Genomic DNA, 15,389 nt, shown 5'->3' with positions numbered 1-15,389 from the left:
TTAACTGACACACCGCATTCGCGAGCAAGCCCGCTCCCACATTTGGATCTGCGTTTGGATTTAAACCGCTACCGCCCGCTGCTCACTACGGCGCAACGCCCGGGTCTTGTGCAATGTATCGGCACAGGTTTTCGCTGCTTCCTGGCCCTTGTGCACGAAATGTTCGAAGAAGAACTTCTGATGTTCTTCCCCTGCATGGAAGTGATGCGGCGTGAGCACCACCGAGAATACCGGCACTTCGGTTTCCAGCTGGACCTGCATCAGGCCGCTGATCACCGATTGGGCGACGAACTCGTGACGGTAGATGCCACCGTCCACCACCAGGCCGGCGGCGACGATGCCAGCGTAGCGGCCTGACTTGGCCAGCAGCTTGGCGTGCAGCGGAATCTCGAAGGCACCACCGACTTCGAAGAAGTCGATATCACTTTCCTGGTAACCCTGGGTGATCATTTCGGCGACGAAGCCTTTACGGCTCTGGTCGACGATTTCCTTGTGCCAGCAGGCCTGGATGAACGCGACGCGCTCGCCCGGATGACTTTTGCTTTTGCTGTCGATTGCAGTGGGTTGCATGTTCTGGTTCCTGTTTGTGTGAAAAACAGGGCGTCATGAATCGAAGGGGATTCGAGGGTACGCCGCGCACGGACAGTCGCAGTCGGCCCTTGGGTGCCAATCCCGTTCTCTCTTCATCCGGACTATGACCGTCGGCCCCGGAATCACACCGGGTCTGCTGACCTTGTCGCTACACCCCAAAAAGCGGTGCACCACCAAGCGCTCGCGGGCTATGCACGTTGCGTGCAATTACCGCCGGTGGGGAATTACACCCCGCCCTGAGAACGTTTTGCCGCCACGCTGTGTGACGGCGGACAATTTTTAACACATAACCCACTGTGGGAGCGAGCCGTGGGAGCAAAGCTTGCTCGCGATGGCGGTGGGTCAGTCAACATCAATACTGCCTGACCTGACGCCATCGCGAGCAAGCTTTGCTCCCACGGCACACAAGGGGGTTGTTGCCCTTTCCGTCGACTGGGCTTGATTATTCCTCGCCATGCCCGCAGTAATTGCCCTTCGAAAGGGAATTCCCCCTCCAGCACCCGAGGCCAGATTCATGAGCGTTATCGATCTACGCAGCGACACGGTCACCCAACCTACCGTCGGCATGCTCGATGCCATGGCCAGCGCGCCGACCGGCGATGACGTGTATGGGGAAGACCCGACCGTCAATCGCCTCGAGGCTGAACTGGCCGCGCGCCTGGGGTTTGCCGCAGCGCTGTTCGTGCCCACGGGGACCATGAGCAACCTGTTGGGGTTGATGGCCCACTGCGAGCGCGGTGACGAATACATCGTCGGCCAGCAAGCCCACACCTATAAATACGAAGGCGGCGGGGCGGCCGTGCTCGGTTCGATCCAGCCCCAGCCCCTTGAGGTGCAGGCGGACGGTTCCCTGGATCTGGCGCACGTCGCGGCGGCGATCAAGCCCGATGACTTCCACTTTGCTCGCACTCGCCTGCTGGCCCTGGAAAACACCATGCAGGGCAAGGTGTTGCCATTGGAATACCTGGCCCGGGCCCGGCGTTTCACCCAGGAACATGGCCTGGCCCTGCATTTGGACGGGGCGCGGTTGTACAACGCTGCGGTCAAGCTGAATGTCGATGCCCGACAGATCACGCAATATTTCGATTCGGTGTCGGTGTGCCTGTCCAAGGGCCTCGGCGCGCCGGTGGGCTCGGTCCTGTGCGGCAGCGTCGAGCTGATCGGCAAGGCCCGCCGGCTGCGCAAGATGGTCGGCGGCGGCATGCGCCAGGCCGGGATCCTTGCGGCAGCTGGGCTGTATGCCCTGGAACATCAGGTCCAGCGCCTGGCCGATGACCACGCCAATGCCCAGCGGCTCGCCGAGGGCTTGCGCGCGGCGGGTTACGAGGTCGAGCCGGTGCAGACCAACATGGTCTACGTGCAAATGGGCGAGCGGGCCGAGGCGATCAAGGCATTTGCCGATGAACGGGGCGTCAAGCTCAGCGCGGCGCCACGTCTGCGAATGGTGACGCACATGGACGTGAGCGCGGCGCAAATCGACCAGGTGATCGCCGCTTTCGTCGATTTTTCCCGCCACTGACCCGTCAACCGGGCCAATTGACAGTTTCTATCGCATAAACACGCTGTACCCCACGCGCAGGGCCGATATAATGCGGCCCTTTGCCGTTGCTTCGTCTGTTGACGTTTTGCACAGGCCTTTGGCCGCAGCCTCCGTGGAAGAACCTAATGAAAAGCGCAGAAATCCGTGAAGCCTTCCTTCGCTTCTTCGAAGAGCAAGGCCACACCCGAGTAGCCTCCAGCTCTTTGATTCCGGGCAACGACCCGACCCTGCTGTTCACCAACGCGGGGATGAACCAGTTCAAGGACTGCTTCCTGGGCCAGGAAAAGCGTGCCTACACCCGTGCGGTGAGCAGCCAGAAGTGCGTGCGTGCCGGCGGCAAGCACAACGACCTGGAAAACGTCGGTTATACCGCACGTCACCACACGTTCTTCGAAATGCTGGGTAACTTCAGCTTCGGTGACTATTTCAAGCGCGACGCCATCACCTTCGCCTGGACCTTCCTGACCTCCGACAAGTGGCTGAACCTGCCCAAGGAGAAGCTCTGGGTAACGGTCTACGCCACCGACGACGAAGCCTATGACATCTGGACCAAAGAGGTCGGTGTCCCGGCTGAGCGCATGGTGCGCATTGGCGACAACAAAGGCGCGCCTTACGCCTCCGATAACTTCTGGACCATGGGCGACACCGGCCCGTGCGGCCCGTGCACCGAGATTTTCTACGATCACGGCGCCGACATCTGGGGCGGCCCACCCGGCTCGCCGGAAGAAGACGGCGACCGCTACATCGAGATCTGGAACAACGTGTTCATGCAGTTCAACCGCACCGCCGATGGCGTGTTGCATCCGCTGCCAGCGCCGTCGGTCGACACCGGCATGGGCCTGGAGCGGATCAGTGCGGTGCTGCAGCACGTTCACTCCAACTACGAAATCGACCTGTTCCAGAGCCTGCTGAGCGCGTCGGCCCAGGCCATCGGTTGCACCAACGACAACCAGGCGTCGCTCAAAGTGGTGGCCGACCACATCCGTTCCTGCGGTTTCCTGATCGCCGACGGTGTGCTGCCTTCCAACGAAGGCCGCGGTTATGTGCTGCGCCGGATCATCCGTCGCGCCTGCCGTCACGGCAACAAGCTGGGCGCCAAGGGCAGCTTCTTCTATCAGATCGTCGCGGCATTGGCGGCCGAGATGGGCGAAGCCTTCCCGGAGCTCAAGTCCCAGCAGGCGCACATCGAGCGCGTGCTCAAGGCTGAAGAAGAACAATTCGCCAAGACCCTGGAGCAAGGCCTGAAGATCCTCGAGCAGGACCTGGCCGAGCTCAAGGGCAACGTGGTTCCGGGCGATGTGGTGTTCAAGCTGTACGACACCTACGGTTTCCCGATGGACCTGACCGGCGACATCGCCCGCGAACGCAACCTGACCCTCGACGAGGAAGGTTTCGAGCGTGAGATGGACGCCCAGCGGGTGCGTGCGCGTTCCGCCAGCTCCTTCGGCATGGACTACAACAGCCTGGTCAAGGTTGACGTGGCCACCGAGTTCACCGGTTATGCCGGCACCACCGGCTCGGCCAAGATCGTTGCCATCTATAAGGACGGGCAGTCGGTCGACATCCTGAGCGAAGGCCAGGAAGGCGTGATCGTGCTGGACAAGACCCCGTTCTACGCCGAATCCGGCGGCCAGATCGGCGACAGCGGTTACCTGCAGGCGGGCAGTTCGCGTTTCGACGTGCGTGACACCACCAAGACCGGTGGCGCGTTCCTGCACCACGGCGTGCTGGCTTCGGGCAGCCTGATGATCGCCGCCCCGGTGGCCGCCCATGTCGACGCCGACGTTCGGCATGCCACGTCGCTGAACCACTCCGCCACGCACTTGCTGCACGCTGCGTTGCGCCAGGTGCTGGGCGAGCATGTCCAGCAGAAGGGTTCGTTGGTGGACAGTCAGCGCCTGCGCTTCGACTTCAGCCATTTCGAAGCCATCAAGCCTGAGCAGCTCAAGGCGTTGGAAGAAATCGTCAACGCCGAGATTCGCAAGAACACCCCGGTGGAAACCGAAGAAACCGACATCGAGACCGCCAAGCGCAAGGGCGCGATGGCGTTGTTCGGCGAGAAATACGGCGACAGCGTGCGCGTGCTGAGCATGGGCGACTTCTCCGTCGAGCTGTGCGGTGGTATCCACGCCAACCGCACCGGTGACATCGGCCTGATGAAAATCATCAGCGAAGGTGGCGTGGCATCCGGCGTGCGCCGGATCGAAGCGGTCACCGGCGCGGCGGCCCTGGCGTACCTCAACGCGGCCGAAGAACAACTCAAGGAAGCGGCAACCCTGATCAAGGGCAGCCGCGATAACCTGATCGACAAGCTGTCGGCTGTGCTGGAGCGCAACCGCCTGCTGGAAAAGCAACTCGAGCAGTTGCAGGCCAAGGCCGCCAGCGCCGCGGGCGACGATCTGTCGGCCCAGGCCGTGGACGTCAAGGGCGTGAACGTGCTGGCCGTGCGTCTGGACGGCCAGGATGGCAAGGCGCTGCTGGCGCTGGTCGATCAACTGAAAAACAAACTCGGCCGCGCAGTGATCCTGCTCGGCAGTGTCCATGAGGAAAAGGTCGTTCTCGTCGCAGGCGTGACCAAAGACCTGACTGGCCAACTCAAAGCCGGTGATTTGATGAAGCAAGCCGCTGCGGCAGTGGGCGGCAAGGGCGGTGGTCGTCCGGACATGGCGCAAGGCGGTGGTACCGACGTCGGCGCACTGGACGCGGCACTGGCCCAGACCGTTGCATTTGTAGAGCAGGGTATTTAAGGCAGCGCCGCTGGGCTCGTGGTCTAGTGACGAGCCCAGCCGCTGTTTGAGTGATTTATTGGGCGCCCTTCATGGGCAGAGGCGGCTTTGAAATGGCTTTGATCGTACAGAAATTTGGAGGCACCTCGGTCGGCACTGTCGAGAGAATCGAACAAGTCGCCGACAAGGTTAAGAAATTCCGCGAGGCGGGCGATGACCTGGTGGTTGTGCTGTCGGCAATGAGCGGCGAGACCAACCGTCTGATCGATCTGGCCAAGCAAATCAGCGGCGACCAGCAACCGGTTCCCCGTGAGCTGGACGTGATCGTTTCCACTGGCGAGCAGGTGACCATCGCCTTGCTGGCCATGGCGCTGATCAAGCGTGGTGTGCCGGCGGTGTCCTACACCGGCAACCAGGTGCGTATCCTGACGGACAGCGCGCACAATAAAGCGCGTATTCTGCAGATCGACGACCAGAAGATTCGCGGCGACCTGAAGGCTGGCCGTGTCGTGGTCGTCGCCGGTTTCCAGGGCGTGGACGAGCAGGGCAACATCACCACCCTCGGTCGTGGCGGTTCCGACACCACGGGCGTAGCGCTGGCAGCGGCCCTCAAGGCTGACGAATGCCAGATCTACACCGATGTGGACGGTGTCTACACCACTGACCCACGCGTGGTGCCTGTGGCCCAGCGCCTGGACAAGATCACGTTCGAAGAGATGCTGGAAATGGCCAGTCTCGGTTCGAAGGTGTTGCAGATCCGGGCGGTCGAATTCGCCGGCAAGTACAACGTTCCGCTGCGCGTTCTGCACAGCTTCAAAGAGGGTCCGGGCACCCTCATTACTATTGATGAAGAGGAATCCATGGAACAGCCGATCATTTCCGGCATCGCTTTCAACCGCGATGAAGCCAAGCTGACCATCCGTGGCGTGCCAGACACCCCCGGCGTGGCGTTCAAGATTCTCGGCCCGATCAGTGCCGCGAACATCGAAGTCGACATGATCGTGCAGAACGTCTCGCACGATAACACCACTGACTTCACCTTCACCGTGCACCGTAACGACTACCAGTCGGCCGAAGCGATACTGAAAAAAACCGCTGGCGAGATCGGTGCCCGGGAAGTGGTGGGCGATACCAAGATCGCCAAGGTCTCGATCGTCGGTGTCGGCATGCGCTCCCACGCAGGCGTGGCCAGCCGCATGTTCGAATCCCTGGCTAAGGAAAGCATCAATATCCAGATGATCTCTACTTCGGAAATCAAGGTTTCCGTGGTGATCGAAGAGAAGTACCTGGAACTGGCCGTGCGCGCCCTGCACACGGCTTTCGAACTCGACGCTGCTGCCCAACCGGGCGAGTAAAGCGTTGTCTGGAGGGCGCGGCTGGACCGCGCCCTTTGTTTTTCTGAATGGCGCGTCCCAAAACTGTTCTTTTGCCCGCGCTGGTCAATACTAGGCCTGTAGGCTTCGACCGTTTCGGTTGTAGGTCCAATGCCTTTTTTTTGCAGACTGTTGTCCCTTAAGTGAATTGCGTGAGGAGAAAGGTATGCTGATTCTGACCCGTCGGTGTGCAGAAAGCCTGATTATTGGCGATGGCGAAATCACCGTGACCGTGCTCGGCGTCAAAGGAAACCAAGTGCGTATCGGCGTCAACGCCCCGAAAGAGGTTGCTGTACACCGCGAGGAAATTTACCTGCGTATCAAGAAAGAGAAGGACGACGAACCAAGCCATTAATTTTTATCGATTTTTATGTTTGCAAACGGGGATGAAGGTGGTTAATATACGCCCCGTGTTGCGGAGAGCTGGCCGAGTGGCCGAAGGCGCTCCCCTGCTAAGGGAGTACACCTCAAAAGGGTGTCGGGGGTTCGAATCCCCCGTTCTCCGCCATTATTTTTTAGTGCGTCAAAACCTGGCTCGATCAGTAAGTGCTTGAAATTACTGAAAAAAGCGCTTTACAAAAGGAATTGACGACCTATAATGCGCGGCAACAAATGCACTCGTAGCTCAGCTGGATAGAGTACTCGGCTACGAACCGAGCGGTCACAGGTTCGAATCCTGTCGAGTGCACCATTTAAGAGTTGTTTGCAGCAATGCAAATAACTTGGCTTCAACCAGTTGTGATCTGGTATAAAACCACAACTTGCACTCGTAGCTCAGCTGGATAGAGTACTCGGCTACGAACCGAGCGGTCACAGGTTCGAATCCTGTCGAGTGCACCAAACACCAAGAAGCCCGCGTTTTACGCGGGCTTTTTGCTGTCTACGATTTGCCTTTTACGCATCCCCTCTCATCGAACACGACCTCTGCGCTGCGGCCTTTCTTCGCCTTGTAGCTATACCGCGTGCTCGAATTCCGAACTTTGATCGAGTCTGGCTTGCCCAGGGCGCTTTCTACGTCCTGCTGGCTCATGCCGGCGATGATGCGTCGGTCCAGGATGGCGTCGCGGCGTTGCCTGGCGTCGATGAGGTTCCCGCAGCGGTCCTGGAACTGACCAACCACGGTCGGTTCCTTGCGTGTGGTTTTGTTGCTGGATGTTTGCCAGCGCTCCGCTTCGGGCAGCATCGCCTCGCTCGTCGGTTCGGTCGAACCTGGGCGGTACGGATGGATCTGCTGTAGCGACAGGGTTTCTCCCGGGCCGCAGCTCAGGGTGGTGAATGTAACGTGTCCTGCATTACTTTCGCAGCGATGCACGGTCTGCCCGGCAGCCCATAAAGGCAGGCAGGGCAAGCAGGCGAGCAGGAACAGGCAGTGGTTGAGGTGCATCCGGTCGTCCTCCTTGACGGTGCAGAAGAGAAGGGTAGTCGCCGCATTTCTGCCGCGGCGTGTGTTTTCTTTTCTGGATAAGTCGTCGTAAAGGAACAGGTTCAGCCTGGGTTCAGGTTTGTCTCGCAAGCGCTTGTTCTTGCCATGATTTTTTAGCGTTTTAAAGCGTCAAGCGGTGTATGATTGCGCCCGTCAGCCCCGCCGGGGCTTTGGAATATCTCCATGGACTTACCCAGTAGTTACTCAATATTTAGTTTTGCCAATCATGAATTGACTGATTGATCCTTCCGGCGTGCTCCACTGCTGGGAGTGGAGTTCGCCTATGACCCAAGTAGAAGTAAAAAAAACGCAGGAAAGCCTTCAGGATCGCCTCGCTCAAGTTATTGAGCTGCTGCATCGCCAGCGGGTCGTCGAAGACCTGACGCATCGCCAGGAAGGTCCGCATCATGACCGGGTCGAGAACCTGGTCCACCGGCAGAATCTCGTCGAGCTGCAACGCAAGCTCGATGATCTGCACTCCGCCGACGTCGCCTACATTCTTGAAGCCCTGCCACTGGAAGAACGTCTGACGGTCTGGCAGTTGGTCAAGGCTGATCGCGACGGTGACATCCTGCTCGAAGTGTCGGACTCGGTTCGCGAAACCCTGATCGCCGACATGGATGATCATGAGTTGCTGGCGGCGGCCAAGGAAATGGACGCCGACGAACTCGCCGACCTTGCGCCCGAACTGCCGCGGGACGTTGTCCATGAACTGATGGAAGCCCTCGACGGCCAGCAGCGTGAGCGTGTGCGTTCGGCGTTGTCCTACGACGAGGAGCAGGTCGGTGCGCTGATGGACTTCGAGATGGTGACGATCCGCGAGGACGTCAGCCTTGAAGTGGTCTTGCGCTACCTGCGTCGCCTCAAGGAACTGCCGGGGCATACCGACAAGCTTTTCGTGGTCGACTACGACGGCGTGCTCAAGGGCGTGCTGCCCATCAAGCGCCTGCTCGTCAACGACCCGGAAAAACAGGTGGCCGAGGTCATGGCCAGCGATCCGGTGAGCTTTCACCCGGACGAAGACGCCTATGATGCGGCCCAGGCGTTCGAACGTTATGACTTGATTTCGGCGCCGGTGGTCGACAAGAACGGCAAGCTGATCGGCCGTCTGACCATCGATGAAATGGTCGACTTGATTCGTGAGGAAAGCGAAAGCGAAGTCCTCAACATGGCCGGTCTGCGCGAAGAAGAAGACATCTTCGCCTCGGTCTGGAAATCCCTGCGTAACCGCTGGGCCTGGCTGGCGATCAACCTGATCACGGCGTTTGTCGCTTCCCGGGTCATCGGCCTGTTCGAAGGCTCCATCGAAAAACTGGTGGCGCTTGCGGCGCTGATGCCCATCGTCGCCGGCATCGGTGGCAACTCCGGCAACCAGACCATCACCATGATCGTCCGTGCCATGGCGCTGGACCAGGTCAGCACCGGCAACACATCGCGATTGATGCGCAAGGAACTGGCTGTGTCCCTGATCAACGGCGTGATTTGGGGTGGTGTAATTGGCGTGGTGGCTTATCTGCTCTATGGCAGCTGGTCGTTGGGGGTGGTCATGACGGCCGCGATGACGCTCAATCTGTTGTTGGCGGCATTGATGGGGGTCCTGATCCCCATGACCCTGGCCCGCATGGGCCGTGACCCTGCCATGGGCGCCAGTGTGATGATCACGGCCGTGACTGACAGTGGCGGGTTCTTCATTTTCCTGGGGTTGGCGACGATTTTCCTGCTCTGAGTCGCTCATCGAGAAACCCGCCTGTTTGGCGTAATATTGTCCACATAGAAAAACGGCGCTTCTTTCAGAAATGGGAAGCGCCGTTTTTTTTCGGGGCTTCTTTTGATTTGCGGGGCGTCAAGAACTCAAGGTAAGAGCAGCAGGCAGGTCCAGCCTCTATGGAGCTGCACCACCGCTTTCGCGAGCAAGCCCGCTCCCACAGGAGAAACGCGATCACCCTAAGCCAGGTCGGCTATAAGGCCGCCTCGGGGCGGACGTTGATCTCGGCGCCCCGTTAACCACGCTGGCCGAACGTAGGCATTGCGCAGTGGGCACCTCGGCATGGATGCCGAGGTAGCCGCGCTGGGCCATGGATGGCCCTTCGCGGCGGGCCCACGGAGCAATGCCGGAGTGAGGGCATGCCGAGCCTAAGCGAGGCACCGAGTGGTGGGGCATGTAGCGTTTTGCTTACTTTTGCGCTTCTCAAAAGTGAGCCGCTGTAAGAGCGGAACCCTAAGCAGCCGTTACCGCAGCAACGGATATACACACCAACCCTGCCCCCGCAAAATCCCCCCCCCCCACGCATCACTGCATCAACGCCAATCGCGCCGCCAGTAACAAAAAAGCTGCCGAGAATAGTCGGCGTATCCACTGCAACACGGATGGACGCTCCAGAACATGGTGGCGCATCGATGCGCAGAACACGCCATAGATGACGAAGATGGCAAAGGTGATCGCCATGAAGATGAAGCTCAGTTGCAGCATGCGCCACATGGCATCCGTTTCTCCTGGCGCGAGAAATTGCGGTAGAAAGGCCAGGAAAAAAATCGACAGCTTTGGATTCAGCAGGTTGAGCAAGATGCCCGAAAAAATCACCGCGCCATTCGAGCGCGGAGTCTTGTGCGGATCAATATGCAATGCCCCATGGCTCTGGAGCGTGCTCCATGCCATCCACAATAGGTAAGCGACGCCCAGGTACTTGGTGATCTCGAAGGCCAATGGGCTGGTGTGCAGCAGTGCAGCGAGGCCCGTGATGGCTGCCAGCATGTGCGGCACGATCCCCAGGGTGCAACTCAATGCGGCTACCACACTCGCGCGCCAGCCCCGGGCCAGGCCAGCTGCAACCGTATAGACCACGCCAGTGCCAGGCGAAGCCGCCACGATCAGGGAAGTGATAAAAAAATCGAGGTTCATGCGACGCCGACCTTGGCAGTTATGAAGTCTCCAGCCTGCCAGCGGTGAGGAGGAGCGTCTTGAACGAAATTGCAGGTCGCTACGGGTGTCCTTGCCGGGCGTACATGCCCGGTGAAAATCCAAAGCTGCGCACGAAGCATCGGGTCATATGGCTCTGATCGGCGAAACCGCTGGCCAGGGACGCGTCGGCCAGCGGCATGCCTGCAGCGATCAGTTGTCGTGTTCGGTGGATGCGTCGTTGCAGCAGATAGGCGTGGGGTGTCAAACCGGTCAGGCGGGTGAAGGCGCGCACCAGTTGAAAGCGGCTTAAATCGGCCTCCCTGGCGAGCAGGGCAAGCGACATGGGCGACTGTGGATCGTCGTCGATCAAGGCTTTCGCACGGTTTGCCGCGACCTCCGGCAAAGACGATATCGGCATGGAGCGATCCAGCAAATGTTCGAGCAAAAGCGTGAGCGTTTCTTCGATCTTCAGGTGATCGCCAAACTCCTCGGCTTGAGCGACGGCTTGGTACAAAGTGCGGAACAATGCTGCCGCACGCGGGCTTTGCAGCACCGGGTAAGCGAATTCCTGGGCACAGCTGCCCCCGTCGTTCGCCATATCCTTGAATGCCTGCGCAATCAGCGGCGGGTCGAAATACAGCATTTGCCAACGACGCGTTCCGTTTCCAATGGGCGCGCCGTTATGCACTTCGGCAGGATTGACCGATATAAGGTCGCCAGCCGTCGCTTCTACCTGGCCTCGGCCGCTGGCTGAGCGTTGCGCCCCGCGCACAAGCAAGCCAATACCAAAATGTTCGTGCATATGCCGGACAAACGTTCGATCTGAATCGGCCTCGACGATTTCCACGCCCAACCCTGGGATTCTTTGGATCTTGAATGCGTGACCTGTCATGCAGGCCTCCGGGCCCATGCTTTTAGCGAATCAATTTAGCATCACTGCCATGGATCGGCAGTGGTGCTGATTCGATGGCTCTGATGAGCGCTTGAAATGCAGGTTTGGGCCAAACGCCAGGCAAAAAAAAGCCAGCACGAGGCTGGCTTGAGTATTTGGGGGCTATCAGGTCGCGTCTGCGGCCATTTCTGCGTCATGGGCAATCAGCGAAACGAGGGCGTTCTGCTGGCGATGGGAGAGTTGTCGGAAGCGTTGAAGCAGTTCGCGCTCATGCAATGACAGCTCCGGGCTGTCCAGGCGCATGCTCAACTCTTCACCCAACGCGCCTTCCTGAATAAGGCTTTGCTCAAGACGCGCGATGATTTCAGAGTTCATGCTGCGGTGATGATTGCGAGCCACTTCGGCAATGCGTTCCCGCATTCCGTCTGGCAGACGTACGACGAACTTGTCAGCCGTACGGCTGGAATAAATTGCCTGTTTCAATGGGCGCATATATTTAACCGGTTAGTTCAGGGGAGCGGTTCTCGGGATTGGCCGCAGGATGTCGATAGGACAAGCTCCATTGCCAAATGTTCAACCTGAATTGTTAAGAGGCCCGCATCATGCCTCAAAATTGCCAGATCATTGGCGCCAATTCTGTGACAAATTCTGATCCGGGTAAAGGCGTTCTGCCAGTACCCTTCATCAAAAAATGCGGACTGGTTGGTAAAAAACAACAGGTTCGCATCTGTGACCGTCGGATTGTGTCTATGTGCCATACCGTCTGGCGGATAACGGAAATGGACAAAAACCTGTGCCGTCCCTGTCTTGTACAGGATAGTGGCAAATGGCCGATTTACTAGGATAAGTGAGCCAGGACAGATGAATGGCGGCCCAAGCTCGGCGTCCAGGATCTGTCAGCCTTACAGGGAGTACTATTTGCCTACACTTAAAAAGCCATGGGCGACATGACAAACGCAGGGCAGGTCGTTAACATGCACGCCGTCCTGCGCACCGCGTCTCTCGTGGTCGACTCGTGTCTCAGTAGCTCAATTGGATAGAGCATCCCCCTCCTAAGGGGAAGGTTGGCAGTTCGAACCTGCCCTGGGACACCATTATAAACAATGGGTTAGCGAAATTGCCGCTGACTTTTCCTGCTCGCGTCCCCATCTCCCGAACGATCAACAACCTCGCCACGGGTTCTGTGTTTAGCTGATCCTTCGCACTCGGTTTCTGCCACGCGTTTCCCCTTAACGGAACGCCATCGCCTGCCGATAACCCGATGAGCCCGGTTGTCTTCTGCGTTTCGGCTCGCAATGTGCGTCACGACTCAGCCAGGCCAAGCGGTTGCTGAAATCCCTTGAACGTTGCTGGTTGGTGGCTATCATCTGCGCGCTTCGGGGCTGTGACACGGCGTTTCGTTGTTATGCCATTGGGTTATTTTCTTACTTGCCTGGACATCCTCGATGCTGGCGTACCACCAAAAAAGTTTTCTGATCGTCGATGATTTCTCGGATTTTCGCAGTTCGATCCGCTCCATGCTGCGTGAGCTGGGCGTCAAGGACGTGGACACCGCCGACACCGGTGAAGTGGCGCTGCGCATGTGCTCGCAGAAACGCTATGACTTCATCTTGCAGGATTATCACCTGGGCGATGGGCGCAAGAATGGCCAGCAGGTGCTTGAAGACCTGATGGTCGAAAAGTTGATCAGCCATGAAAGTGTTTTCCTCATGGTGACCGCTGAGACCAGCCAGGCGATGGTGCTCAGTGCCTTGGAGCATGAGCCTGATGCGTACCTGACCAAACCGTTCAACCGCTCCGGCCTGGCCCAGCGGCTGGAGCGGCTCGAGCAGCGCAAGACCCTGCTCAAGCCAATCCTGCAGGCCCTCGATCGTGGCAAGCCGATGGAAGTGCTCAATGCCTGCATCGCCTTGTGCAAGCAGGACCCGCGCTACGGGCCGTTGTGCCTGCGTTATCGGGCTGATGCGTTGCGCGACCTGAATCAGAACGAGGCCCTTGAACGACTGTACAACTCGATCATCGCGGATCGCCCGTTGCCGTGGGCTTACGTGGGGCTGGGCAAGTTGATGTTCAAGCGTGGTCAGGTGGGGCAGGCCAAGGCCGTTTATGAAAAGGCCCTGAAAGTCTTTCCAATGATGCCGGCGTTGTACGACGGCATGGCCGACGTGCTGGTGGCCGAAGGTGACACCAAACAGGCGCAGCACGTGCTGGAAGAGGCGGTGCGCCTGTCGCCGCTGGCGGTGCGCCGCCAATCGTTGTTGGGCAAGCTGGCGATGACCAACGAAGACTATGACACGGCTTCCCGGGCCTATCGCCAGGCGGTCGGGCAGGGCGCGCAGTCGCGCTTCAAGGACCCGGAAAGCAACCTCGGCCTGGCCCATGCGTTGATCAGCAAGGGCAGCGAAAAAGGCCTCGACACCCGCACCCGGCTGGAGATCAACACGACTCTCAGCGCCGTGGCGAAGGAGAACCTCAACGACCCGGGGTTGCAGGTTCGGGCGCGGCTGATGAAGGCCACCAGCCTGTTGCTCAACGATGCCGAAACCGCCGAGAAGCTCACCGAACAGGCTTTGCAGCGCCTCGATGGCATGGAGCAGTTCATGAGCGCCGAGGCTGCGTTGCTGGTGGCCAAGCAATTGCAAATGCTTGGCCAGACCAGCGCCGGCGAGTCGATGCTCAAGAACTGCGCGGAAATCTACGGTGATGACCCGACGGTGATGCAAGGCATCGCCAAGCTGACCGACGACCCGAACATCCTCAACCAGGGCAATGCCGCCGCCGAGTTGAACCGCGAAGGCGTGCGGGTCTACAAGACCGGCGCGTTGCCGGAGGCGCGGGAGCTGTTCCGCCGCGCGCTGAAGATGCAACCGAAGAACATCAGTATTGCCCTGAACATGGCGCAATCGCTGCTGCATGGCACCGACACCAGTGTGGAGTCGGAACTGCTGCAGGAGTGCCGCGCCTGCCTGAAACTGGTGGGCATGATGCCCGACACCGATGCGCGTTTTGCGCGTTATCAAAAACTGCGAAGCAAGGCATTTGGCGATGAGTGACAGCGAACAGGCCCTCGATTTTTCCACGGTGATCGCGTCGACCGTGCACGACATGAAAAACTCCCTGACCTTGCTCATGCAGGCGCATGGGCAATGGCTCGAACGCTTGCCCGAATCCGAGCGGCAAACCTCGGAGCAGGGCGTCATCGAGTTCGAGTTCGCCCATCTCAATGGCCTCATGGTGCAGTTGCTGGGGCTGTACAAGCTCGGCGTCAACCAATTGCCGCTGCACCCGGCCTACCATGAGCTGGATGACTTCATCGAGGCGCAACTGGCCGGCCATCAGGATGTGTTCCGCAGTCGCGGGATCATGGTCACCTATGACGTCGATCCGCTCAGCCCCTTGGGCTTTTTCGACCGTGAGCTGGTGGCGTCGGTGCTCGACAATTGCATCAACAACGCCATTCGCCATGCGCGCCAGGCGCTGCTGATCAGTGTCAGCGATGAGGCCGGGCAATTGGTGCTGACCATCAACGACGACGGTGAAGGTTACCCGCCAGAGATGATCGAGCGTCAGGCCGAGTATGTGCAGGGTATCAACCACAGCAGCGGCAGCACCGGGCTGGGCCTGTACTTCGCCGCGCGGATCGCCGGGCTGCATCAGCGCGGCGGGGTGAGCGGGCGCACCGAGATTGCCAATGGCGGTGTGTTGGGTGGTGGGGTGTTCCGGCTTTATCTGCCCTGAGCAATCGCTTCATAAATCTCCCTGCCAACACATACCCCCTGTGGGAGCGGGCTTGCTCGCGAAAGCGGTGTATCAGTCATACATTTGCTGACTGATACACCGCTTTCGCGAGCAAGCCCGCTCCCACATTTCCCGCACTCGGTGTTTATTGCCTCCGGGTGCTTGATATTCCGAACAGCTGAAGCCTATTTTGTACGGGTTGCCGTT

The 15,389-nt window shown here is 59.2% G+C and carries 12 protein-coding genes, 4 tRNA genes and 1 riboswitch; of the genes, 11 read left to right on the top strand and 5 right to left on the bottom strand.

Translation table 11 applies throughout. From position 1 onward, the window contains the following. Positions 1-60: 60 nt before the first annotated feature. The gene (locus tag AD662_RS21790; RefSeq protein ID WP_003204780.1) at positions 61-570 is read right to left on the bottom strand and encodes a 6,7-dimethyl-8-ribityllumazine synthase; all 510 of its coding nucleotides are present in this window, start codon (positions 568-570) and stop codon (positions 61-63) included. 100 nt (positions 571-670) lie between these two features. After that, positions 671-839, bottom strand: a riboswitch (FMN riboswitch). Positions 840-1,105: 266 nt separating this feature from the next. On the opposite strand from AD662_RS21790, the gene ltaE reads away from it, so the two are divergent. From ltaE to AD662_RS21755, 7 genes are all read left to right on the top strand, one after another. Further along, positions 1,106-2,110: a low-specificity L-threonine aldolase gene (ltaE, locus tag AD662_RS21785; protein ID WP_018612654.1), complete on the top strand. Its 1,005-nt coding sequence runs from the start codon at positions 1,106-1,108 to the stop codon at positions 2,108-2,110. A 146-nt stretch (positions 2,111-2,256) separates the two neighbouring features. Then, entirely contained in the window at positions 2,257-4,878 is a 2,622-nt protein-coding gene (gene alaS, locus AD662_RS21780; RefSeq protein ID WP_053189719.1) for an alanine--tRNA ligase, read from the top strand. 92 nt (positions 4,879-4,970) lie between these two features. Beyond that, positions 4,971-6,212 carry an aspartate kinase gene (locus tag AD662_RS21775; RefSeq protein WP_014339802.1) on the top strand — a complete coding sequence of 414 codons (1,242 nt, stop codon included), beginning with the start codon at positions 4,971-4,973 and terminating at the stop codon, positions 6,210-6,212. Between the two features lie 184 nt (positions 6,213-6,396). Continuing rightward, positions 6,397-6,585, top strand: coding sequence for a carbon storage regulator CsrA (gene csrA, locus AD662_RS21770; protein WP_003178872.1), 189 nt, complete (start codon positions 6,397-6,399; stop codon positions 6,583-6,585). Positions 6,586-6,647: 62 nt separating this feature from the next. Then, positions 6,648-6,738, top strand: a tRNA-Ser gene (locus AD662_RS21765). Between the two features lie 106 nt (positions 6,739-6,844). After that, positions 6,845-6,921 (top strand) — tRNA-Arg (locus AD662_RS21760). Positions 6,922-6,993: 72 nt separating this feature from the next. Then, positions 6,994-7,070: transfer RNA gene (locus tag AD662_RS21755), tRNA-Arg, on the top strand. A 40-nt stretch (positions 7,071-7,110) separates the two neighbouring features. Here the strand turns inward: AD662_RS21755 and AD662_RS21750 are convergent. Beyond that, positions 7,111-7,614, bottom strand: coding sequence for a hypothetical protein (locus AD662_RS21750; RefSeq protein ID WP_024618894.1), 504 nt, complete (start codon positions 7,612-7,614; stop codon positions 7,111-7,113). A 322-nt stretch (positions 7,615-7,936) separates the two neighbouring features. Here AD662_RS21750 and mgtE point away from each other — a divergent pair, with 322 nt between their 5' ends. Then, complete coding sequence (gene mgtE, locus AD662_RS21745; RefSeq protein ID WP_018612646.1) at positions 7,937-9,379, top strand: magnesium transporter; 1,443 nt, start codon at positions 7,937-7,939, stop codon at positions 9,377-9,379. 564 nt (positions 9,380-9,943) lie between these two features. Here mgtE and AD662_RS21740 read toward each other — a convergent pair. The 3 genes from AD662_RS21740 to AD662_RS21730 all read right to left on the bottom strand — a co-directional run bounded on the left by AD662_RS21740 (position 9,944) and on the right by AD662_RS21730 (position 11,936). Continuing rightward, positions 9,944-10,552 carry a LysE family translocator gene (locus AD662_RS21740; protein ID WP_053189718.1) on the bottom strand — a complete coding sequence of 203 codons (609 nt, stop codon included), beginning with the start codon at positions 10,550-10,552 and terminating at the stop codon, positions 9,944-9,946. 79 nt (positions 10,553-10,631) lie between these two features. Further along, complete coding sequence (locus AD662_RS21735) at positions 10,632-11,444, bottom strand: AraC family transcriptional regulator (RefSeq protein ID WP_053189717.1); 813 nt, start codon at positions 11,442-11,444, stop codon at positions 10,632-10,634. Between the two features lie 165 nt (positions 11,445-11,609). Further along, positions 11,610-11,936, bottom strand: a complete 327-nt coding sequence (locus tag AD662_RS21730; RefSeq protein WP_003204761.1) for an Arc family DNA-binding protein — start codon at positions 11,934-11,936, stop codon at positions 11,610-11,612. Positions 11,937-12,461: 525 nt separating this feature from the next. Here AD662_RS21730 and AD662_RS21725 point away from each other — a divergent pair. The 3 genes from AD662_RS21725 to AD662_RS21715 all read left to right on the top strand — a co-directional run bounded on the left by AD662_RS21725 (position 12,462) and on the right by AD662_RS21715 (position 15,182). Beyond that, positions 12,462-12,538 (top strand) — tRNA-Arg (locus tag AD662_RS21725). 351 nt (positions 12,539-12,889) lie between these two features. Then, on the top strand, positions 12,890-14,497 hold the full coding sequence (locus AD662_RS21720; protein WP_018612623.1) for a tetratricopeptide repeat-containing response regulator: 1,608 nt from the start codon (positions 12,890-12,892) through the stop codon (positions 14,495-14,497). Further along, positions 14,490-15,182, top strand: a complete 693-nt coding sequence (locus tag AD662_RS21715) for a sensor histidine kinase (protein WP_018612621.1) — start codon at positions 14,490-14,492, stop codon at positions 15,180-15,182. Before AD662_RS21720 ends, AD662_RS21715 begins: the two co-directional genes overlap by 8 nt. Positions 15,183-15,389 lie beyond the last annotated feature (207 nt).

The sequence above is a fragment of the Pseudomonas kilonensis genome (genome assembly GCF_001269885.1).
Classification (GTDB): domain Bacteria; phylum Pseudomonadota; class Gammaproteobacteria; order Pseudomonadales; family Pseudomonadaceae; genus Aquipseudomonas; species Aquipseudomonas kilonensis.
Note: the sequence above shows the minus strand (reverse complement) of the source record. Positions and strands in the feature narration are given on the sequence as shown.

Bases quoted from the DNA above. Each gene is read 5' to 3' on its own strand.
- AD662_RS21750 (WP_024618894.1), bottom strand. From the start codon at position 7,614: ATGCACCTCAACCACTGCCTGTTCCTGCTCGCCTGCTTGCCCTGCCTG.
- AD662_RS21730 (WP_003204761.1), bottom strand. From the start codon at position 11,936: ATGCGCCCATTGAAACAGGCAATTTATTCCAGCCGTACGGCTGACAAG.
- csrA (WP_003178872.1), top strand. From the start codon at position 6,397: ATGCTGATTCTGACCCGTCGGTGTGCAGAAAGCCTGATTATTGGCGAT.
- mgtE (WP_018612646.1), top strand. From the start codon at position 7,937: ATGACCCAAGTAGAAGTAAAAAAAACGCAGGAAAGCCTTCAGGATCGC.
- ltaE (WP_018612654.1), top strand. From the start codon at position 1,106: ATGAGCGTTATCGATCTACGCAGCGACACGGTCACCCAACCTACCGTC.
- AD662_RS21720 (WP_018612623.1), top strand. From the start codon at position 12,890: ATGCTGGCGTACCACCAAAAAAGTTTTCTGATCGTCGATGATTTCTCG.
- AD662_RS21775 (WP_014339802.1), top strand. From the start codon at position 4,971: ATGGCTTTGATCGTACAGAAATTTGGAGGCACCTCGGTCGGCACTGTC.
- AD662_RS21790 (WP_003204780.1), bottom strand. From the start codon at position 570: ATGCAACCCACTGCAATCGACAGCAAAAGCAAAAGTCATCCGGGCGAG.
- AD662_RS21740 (WP_053189718.1), bottom strand. From the start codon at position 10,552: ATGAACCTCGATTTTTTTATCACTTCCCTGATCGTGGCGGCTTCGCCT.
- AD662_RS21735 (WP_053189717.1), bottom strand. From the start codon at position 11,444: ATGACAGGTCACGCATTCAAGATCCAAAGAATCCCAGGGTTGGGCGTG.
- AD662_RS21715 (WP_018612621.1), top strand. From the start codon at position 14,490: ATGAGTGACAGCGAACAGGCCCTCGATTTTTCCACGGTGATCGCGTCG.
- alaS (WP_053189719.1), top strand. From the start codon at position 2,257: ATGAAAAGCGCAGAAATCCGTGAAGCCTTCCTTCGCTTCTTCGAAGAG.